The following is an 8424-nucleotide window of genomic DNA, read 5'->3' as shown; positions in this document are numbered from 1 at the left end:
CATCCGGCGGAAACAGGCTTCATTCCGCCTTCCGCCCGACGACGCAGCCAGATCGCCACATTACCGGACAACCCGTCGGCCCTGGAAGTCGAGACGGTGGGCCGACGACGTGCCATGCAACACGTCATCGGCCCACCGTCAGGTGCCTGCCGGCAAGCCGTAATCAGCCGCCCTGGCCACCTTGGCCGCCACCGCCTTGGTTACCCGGATCGCCGGGCTGCAGGCCTCCGCCGCCTTGGTTTCCACCGTTGCCGCCGTTGCCGCCGCCTTGGTTTCCACCATTGCCGCCGTTGCCGCCGCCCTGGTTTCCACCATTGCCGCCGTTGCCGCCGCCCTGGTTTCCACCATTGCCGCCGTTGCCGCCGCCCTGGTTTCCACCATTGCCGCCTTGGTTGCCATTCTCGCCAGAGTCACTTGTGGCCTCAGGTTGCTTGGTCTGCTGCCCCTCAGGCGGTTGCGTGCCCTGTTCGGTCGGCTCGGTACTGGGCTGCTCGGCGGGGGCCTGGGTTTCCTCGGGCCGGCTGGTGGGGGGCACAGTCTCCTCTTCCTCCGGCTCGGCCGTCGGCTTCGCAGAGCCGCGTCCGCCGCCGCGTGTGGCGGGGATCTCCGCCGCCTCGGGGAACTCTTCGACCTTGAGCCCCTCGTGGGCGACCTTCATGTAGTCGATGAAGATGTCCGCCGGGTAGGTCGAGCCGGTGACCTCGTCATACTCGCCCCAGGGCGTGATCGACTCCTCCGAGCCGTCATCACCGGTCTGATAGAGAGTCACCGCGGTGACCACCTGAGGGGTGAAGCCCACGAACTGGGCGGACTTGTTGTCCGATGACGATCCGGTCTTCGCGGCGACCGGGCGGTCCATCTGCGCGGCCACCTTGTCCGCGCTGCCATTCTCACCGGCGACGACCTGCTGGAGGGCGTAGGTCGTATCCGCCATGACGTCCTCCTCGAACTCCCGCTTGCCCTCGGTGGGGGCCGTGTAGCGGTCCGTGCTATCGGAGTTCTTGACGGTGGCCACGATGTGGGTGTCGCGCTTCACGCCCTGCGCGGCGAAGGTTGAGTAGGCCGAGGCGATGTCGATCGTGTGCGGCGAGGCAGACCCCAGGACGTTCTGCACGAACTCCCGCTCCTCATCGGATTTCAGCCCCGCGGTGCTCTTGGGGTACCCCGCACGGTTGGCCACCTCGGCCGTCGCCTGCGGATCGACCTGGTTGGACAGGTCCCGGTTGAGCTGGAGGTAGGGCGTGTTGAGCGATTGCTCCGTTGCCTGGGTCAGGCTGGCCGACTTCAGGGAGACGTTCTTGAAGTTCTGGAACTGGTGTCCCTCGATAGTCATCGGAGAGGTCGCCGGGTAGCTGCTGCCCAGGGACCACCCGTTCTCCAGCGCGGCCACCAGAGCGAAGGGCTTGAAGGTAGAGCCGGCCTGGGCGATCGCGTCGGTCGAGGTGTTGACCTGGCTGGTCAGATAATCCTCACCCCCATAGAGCGCCAGAACGCCCCCCGTCTTGGGATCAATGGACACCAGCGCCTTGCGCAGGTTCGGAGAAGCACCCTCGGGCAGGGAGTTGACCGCGTTGACGGCGGCCTCCTGATCCTTCGGGTTGATTGTGGTGACGATCTTGAAGCCGCCGGTGTCGATCTGCTCGGGGGTGAGCTTGGCCTTGTTCTCGAGCTCGGCGCGCACCATCTGAAGCAGGTACCCGTTACTGCCGGCGTAGACCTGTTTGGTCTGGGACTCGACGGTCGGCGGCATACCCGCCTGCTTGGCGGTGTTGTACTGCTCCTGGGAAATGTAGCCGTCATCGACCATGAACTGCAGGACTCGGGACCACCGCTCCTGTGCCTTCTCCGAATTCTCGGCCGGGTCCCAGGCACTGGGGGACGGCAGGATTCCCGCCAGGAGCGCCGCCTCCGACGGGCTCATATCCTTGGCGGACTTGTTGAAGAACGCCTTCGAGGCGGCCTCGATGCCGTAGGCGCCTCGGCCGAAGTAGACCGTGTTGAGATAGTCGCCCAGGATATCCTTCTTAGATTTCTCCCGGTCGATCTTGATGGCCATGATGGCTTGCTTGGCCTTGCCGAAGTAGGAGTCCGTGGTGTCGACGTAGTAGTTCTTCACGTACTGCTGCGTCAGGGTCGAGGCGCCCTGGGTGTCGCCTCCGCGCAAGTTGTTCACCAGGGCGCGGGCGATGCCCTTGGGGTCGACTCCCTTGTTGGAGTAGAAGGTGCGGTCCTCCGAGGCCACCACCGAGTTGCCCACGTAGTCCGGAAGAGTGGAGGCGTCCACGGACTGACGGTTGATCTCAGCGAACTTGCCCATTTCCGTCGAGCCGTCGGCGTAGTAGACCGTGCTGCTCTGCGCCAGCGCGAATTCGCTGGGCTTGGGGACCGTGGTGTTGTTGTAGGCCCACATGAAGGCGCCGACGAGACAGAGGATGACGAGCAGGAAGGATCCTAGGACGAACCGCCAGCTAGGGATCCAGCGGTGGATCTTGCCCTTTCCGGCGCGAGGGTAGTTGAAGAAACGGCGCTTACGCCCCGTGGCGGCGTCCTTGGACCGCTCGACCTGCGAGGACTTGCGACCCTTTCCAGGCGTCTTGCCAGACTCCGGGGGCTTGTTCAGGGCCTGCTGACCGGCGCTGGCCACCTGGGTCAGCTTCTTGCCGACGGGGCGGCTGGGTCCGCCCCCGTTCGTGCCTTCTGCCACGCGCTCCTCGTTTCGTTGACTGTCATAGACAGTGACCGGGTGCCGCAACGGCGCGGGGGATAACGCTCCGGTTGCGGTCTGGGGTCCCATCATGACCGATATTGGCGGCCGGTGCCGACTCGGTTGCCGATCACCGTTCTACAGATCGCCGACGACGATCAGGTGCGATCACTGCGGACAAGCCGCACGGGGCGTCGACTGCGCTCAAGTATGGGGGAACAGTGGGGAGCGATGGTAGCGATGCAGACCTGGGAAACGGCCATAACGCCCTCATCAACTGTTACCTTAACTCCACCTGCTCCGCTCTGACCAGCGCGCTCACGCGCTTCGGGAGCAGGAGAAGATCGGCCGCAGATGCAGATTGTGAGTTCGCGCCCAGCCTGAGCGGAAACACGTCAAGAACAGCCGGTATTGATCGGGACAATAGTCCCCCGATATGAGTGAGACACTGGACACAACATTGACAGGGTGTCAGTTCCTCGCCGCAGCTCCTCGTCCGCCCGAGGACCACCGGCTACCGTCCGTCCAGCTCACCGGGGAGATTCACCGTGGACGCCAGCTCAGCCCTCCAGGCCCTCAGCATCATCCTCCAAGTCGTCATCATCCTCACCTGCCTCATCGTCGGGGCGAAGAAGGGCGGGATCGCCCTCGGTCTCATCGCCGGAATTGGCCTGCTGGTCCTCGTCTTCGGATTCCGCCTGGAGCCCGGCGAGGCGCCGGTCGATGTCATCCTCACCATCCTGGCCGTCATCGGGTGCGCCGCCACCCTCCAGCAGTCCGGCGGCCTGGACGTCATGATGCAGATGGCCGAACGCGTCCTGCGCCGGCATCCCGAGCAGATCACCATCCTGGGGCCGTGCGTCACCTGGTTCCTCACCGTTCTGTGCGGCACCGGCCACGTGGTCTACACGATGCTCCCGATCATCGCGGACATCGCCATTAAGAAGGACATCCGACCCGAGCGCCCCATGGCCGCCTCCTCGGTCGCCGCCCAGATGGGCATCACAGCCTCACCAGTCTCGGTCGCCACGGTCTCCGTCGTCTCCATCATCGCCAAGAACACCGACCGGCACTGGTCGGTCCTCCAGATCCTGGCCATCTCCATCCCGGCGTCGTTATGCGGGGTGCTTCTGGCCGCCCTGTGGTCGATGCGCCGGGGCAAGGACCTGGACAAAGACGAGGAGTACCAGAAACGGCTGAAGGACCCGGAGTTCCGCGCCGCCGTCCACTCCAGCTCCGAAACCCTCATCGGTAAGGTGTTCCCGCCCGAGGCCTACCGCGCCACCTGGATCTTCCTGGGAGCCATCGCCGCCGTCGTCGTCCTGGGCGCCTTCGAGGTGCTGCGCCCCAAGTTCCCCACGGGCGACGGCGGCACAATGGAGCGCCTGAGCATGAACCTGGTCATCCAGATGGTTATGCTCGCCGCCGGGGCGCTCATCCTGCTGACCTGCAAGGTGCAGGCCAGCAAGATCGCCTCCACCGCCGTATTCAAGGCCGGGGCCACCGCCATGTTCTCCATCTTCGGGGTCGCCTGGATGACCGAGACGGTCGTCCACGCACACCTGGAGGACCTGGAGCACAGTCTCGCCGGCGTCCTGTCCCATCACGTGTGGATGTACGCCATCGTCCTGTTCGTCATCGGCAAGCTGGTGAACTCCCAGGCGGCCGGCCTGCTCATCGTCGCCCCTATGGCCCTGTCGCTCGGGGTGAGCCCGGTCATCGTCGTCGGGTTCATCGGCGCCTCCTACGGGTACTTCATCCTGCCCACCTACCCCTCGGACCTGGCGGCGATCGGCTTCGATCCCACCGGCACCACGCACATCGGCAAGTACGTCATCAACCACTCCTTCCTGGTGCCCGGGCTCATCGGAGTGTTCACCTCCTGCCTCGTGGGCACCGCGCTGTCCCAGTTGCTCCTGTCATGAGCCGGGCCGACCGGGCGACGAGGACCGGCAGGTGCGACGTCGACCACACCCCTGAAGCCCTCTTTCTGGGCAGAACGTAACAGGAGCGTGTCGTCCAGTCTGACTAGGCTCGAGCCATGACAACTACAGACGCGGCCACTACCTCCGCCATCGCCCTGCGTTTGGAGCTGCTGGGGATCTCCGCCCCGGCACAGGTCAAGCAGACTGAGGCGGATCGCCTCATGTCCCCGATCCTGGCGCGCCAGCGCGAGCTCTCCCGTCGACTGGCCCACCGCCCCTGTGCTGCCGACCAGCGCATCCAGACCTTCCTGGACTCCTACCTGGAGGGCGCGGCCGTCACCCCGAGGCTGCCGCGCTCGACCTTCGTCCTGGATCAGCCCGGCCTGGCACGAGCTCTGTCGCTGCCGGTGGACTCCACCAGCTTCACCTCCGACTACGTCGAGAGCTACAAGGTGCTCGGCGGTGTCCTGCACAACCCCCGCAACGACCGCCGCACCACCGCCGGCGTCTTCCATGTCGCCGAGGGCGGCCTGCCGATTCCCGATGACAAGATCGCCGTCCCGCGCGACGTCTTCGCCCGCCTGCTGGCCCGCGCCGTCGAGGCCCCCGAGGACCTGCTGACCCTGCCGTGGGCCTCCACGCAGGATGAGCCGGCCCGCTGCTTCGTGTCCCTGCTGCTGCGTCCCGTCGTCGTTCCCGAGGTCGCCGGTTTCTCCGCCGAGCGCTCCATGGAGATCCGCTTCATCGCCCCCGGCGGCCTGGTCTCCAACCTGGACTTCGTCGAGGGGATCTTCGGCAATGGCGGGGACCCCTACCTGCCGGAGAACGACGCCTCCCTGGCCCCGGAGTCCTGGACCGGTCACACCGGCTGCGTCATCCTCGCCCCGCACCTGACCACCCTGACCAAGAAGGAACTGGGCCTGCCTTCCTGGGAGGAGGCCACCGAGCGCCAGCGCCGCGACGGCCAGTGCTGGAAGGACGAGGCCGAGCTCTACAACGGCGGCAAGGCCTTCAAGTGCGTGGCCCGAGACGAGCGCGGCGTCATCGTCACCGTCATCGCTGACAACTACTTCGGCTACTGCAAGAAGGAGGTCAAGACCCAGATCGGGTACTCGGCCAACCTCTTCGGCTGCGTGGAGGAGGAGCATGCTGGCGGCGCGATCGCCTACCCGCGCTACAACCTGAGCCAGGAGTACACCGACATTCACACCCCCGAGGGCATGACCTTCGAGCACGTTCTCGAGCGCAACCCCGACCGCTTCGAACTGCGCGAGGACGGCTCCGCCGTCGCCATCGACGACCCGACCGTGGTGCTGGTGCCCGCCGGCGCCCACTACTCGATGCGCAACCAGACGATCACCTGGACCCGCCCCGACAATCAGGAGGCCTCGATCCCACTGCTGGCGGGCAACACCTATGTGGCCCCCAACGGCTACCGGGTGCACGCCAAGCACCGCGAGGGCGACGCCACCCAGTGGCACTTGGTGGGCACCGCCCCCTGGTCCACGCAGGCCCACAAGCCGGCCACCGTCTCCGGCGGCGGCAAGTCGGAGATCTCCAAGTCCCTCCTGGATGCCTTCGTCTTCGGCGAGGCCTATGTCGGCGACGTCGACGAGGACTTCGACACCGTCCAGAAGATCCTCGACGGCAACTACGCCGACCGCTTCGTCGACCCGGCCAACAAGAGCGACAACCACCGCTCAATCCTCTCCGAGCGCCGCTCGCTGGGAAGCGTCATCAAGCTGCTGACGCCGTCGTCCAGATACACCGACGAGTACAACGCCTTCCTGGAGTCAATCCCGGCCCACATCAAGGAACTCATCTTCACCGTCAAGCGCTTCTACCAGCCCAGCTGGGGCAAGGATTGGCGCAGCCACTTCTCCGTGGGCATCATCAACGGCCGCAAGGGCAACTCCCTGCGCCTGGACGGCGAGGTCATCAAGGTCAACATGCTGCGCGTGGGCTTCGAGGACGACGGCGCCTGGCGCCTGCTGTCCCTGCGCCCTGACTTCTCCCCGGCAGCCAAGGTCCAGACCGAGGACGACATCACCGCCTCGATCGTGGCCCCCGGCGGCCTGATCTCCACCCCGGACTCGGAACTGTCGCGCAAGTTCGTCACCAACTGCGAGTCCCTGCTCTTCCAGCGGCCCGACGACGCGATCGTGCGCGGCTACGACAAGCAGACCGAGTCGGACATGTCGGATGCGCAGGCGGACCTGTTCATCTCGAACTTCCAGCCGCTCACGCCCGACGACGCCCGGGCGATGGCCGCCGACGCCCCCGGCCTGTCCCGCTTCACCCAGCCCATGCAGGACCTCGTGGCCCGCGCCGCCGCCCTGCCCGAGGCCGAGGACCCCACCAAGGAGACCTACTGGGTCTCCACGGCCGACCCGCGCCTGGTCAACGGGACTCCCACCAAGAACCCCCGCTACCTCCAGGTGCGTCCCGACATCGCCAACCCGAAGGACGTGGCGCTGGCGGACCTCACCAACCACCTCTTCCGCGACGTGCCCCTGAGCGAGCCGCTGCGCCACAGCGTCGATGTCGTCGCCGCCGGGCGCCGCAACAACCCGCCCGAGGACGGGGTTCCGCCGCTGTGCGCCTACAACCCGCTGCACTACATGGAGCTGCCCGAGCTCTTCATGGAGTTCATCTCCTCCATGACCGGCAAGTCCCCCTCGACGACGGGTGCCGGTAGCGAGGGGGCGCTGACCAAGTCCCCGTTCAACGCGCTGCCCGCTATCTACGACCTCAACGCGGCCCTGCTGTCCTACGCCCTCAGCGGCTACGACGGCTGGCTGTCCTCGGCCGGCTACATCGGTCCGAAGGTCCAGGTGGCTCACGACATCTCACTGCTCATCCCGGAGATTTTCTCCCGCATGAGCGTTGAGGAGCGCGATGCCCGCAGCCTCATCAAGGGCGGCTACCTCGAGCGCATCGAGGACTTCGAGTACAAGGGCCGTACCGTTCAGGCCTCGCGCCTGGGCTACCGCATGAACCAGGCCTTCGCCTCAACCTTCTTCGGGCGGATCTTCCTGCACCCCGACGTCGTTTTCACCGAGGAGATGCTGCGTCCCGAACTGCAGGACGAGGCGGTCTTCGCCGACTCGGTGGACATCATCGTCACCACCCACAAGGTCGTGGCCGAGCACTACCGGGCCGACGGCTCTATCGAGTGGGCCGTGCCGCCGCTGCGGGCCCTTCTGGAGATCATGATCGACGGCACCTCCCGGGAGGGCTGGAACCTGGCGAGCCCGGAGTTCCGCGCCCTGTTCGAGCGCGAGAACATCCTGAGCTCGTCGTGGTACGCGGCGCGCCTGGACGCCAAGGTCGCCCGTGACACCCGCCAGGCCCATCAGGCCATCGAGGACCTCACCCGCTTCTACACCGCGGAGAACAATAAGGAGGTCATCGAGCGCCTGGGCATCGAGGGTCGCCTGGCCGAGGCCCGCGCCTGGCTGGACAAGGTCAGCACCCCGGCCTACCGCGAGCACCTCGTGGGCACACTCGGCCTCCAGCCCTCGCTGGCCTGAGGCTGACGACGGCCGACTGACGCGCCCGACGCATCCCCTCCCATGGGGCGGGGACCTTCCACGCGTGGGGGAACAGGAGTCCTGTTCCCCCACGCGTATTTCGTCCCCGTACGCGGGTTGTCTGCCCGTGGAGAGACGGGAGACGAGTACTGGAGAAGCTGCCCGACGCTGCCGCCCGCCAACGGTCGCACTGATATCGCCTCAACCGCCGCACCAGGGAACTACTACCCATACGATTCGCCCAAAAAACGCTCCCGGAGAC

Annotated in this window: 3 protein-coding genes; 2 read left to right on the top strand and 1 reads right to left on the bottom strand. The window is 66.2% G+C overall.

The window, feature by feature from the left end:
- Positions 1-163 precede the first annotated feature (163 nt).
- Complete coding sequence (locus HMPREF0975_RS03430) at positions 164-2704, bottom strand: transglycosylase domain-containing protein (protein ID WP_049939370.1); 2541 nt, start codon at positions 2702-2704, stop codon at positions 164-166.
- Between the two features lie 548 nt (positions 2705-3252).
- Between HMPREF0975_RS03430 and HMPREF0975_RS03425 the strand changes: the two genes are divergently transcribed.
- A complete protein-coding gene (locus tag HMPREF0975_RS03425) occupies positions 3253-4629 on the top strand; it encodes an anaerobic C4-dicarboxylate transporter (RefSeq protein WP_009232742.1) in 1377 nt (458 codons plus the stop codon).
- Positions 4630-4745: 116 nt separating this feature from the next.
- Positions 4746-8162: a hypothetical protein gene (locus tag HMPREF0975_RS03420; RefSeq protein ID WP_009232741.1), complete on the top strand. Its 3417-nt coding sequence runs from the start codon at positions 4746-4748 to the stop codon at positions 8160-8162.
- Positions 8163-8424 lie beyond the last annotated feature (262 nt).

It is taken from the genome of Actinomyces sp. oral taxon 849 str. F0330, assembly GCF_000239715.1.
Lineage (GTDB): Bacteria > Actinomycetota > Actinomycetes > Actinomycetales > Actinomycetaceae > Actinomyces > Actinomyces johnsonii.
The sequence above is the reverse complement of the archived record's forward strand: the minus strand, read 5'-3'. Positions and strand labels throughout refer to the sequence as shown.

Coding starts and splice junctions, on each gene's coding strand:
- HMPREF0975_RS03420 (WP_009232741.1), top strand. CDS start 4,746: ATGACAACTACAGACGCGGCCACTACCTCCGCCATCGCCCTGCGTTTG.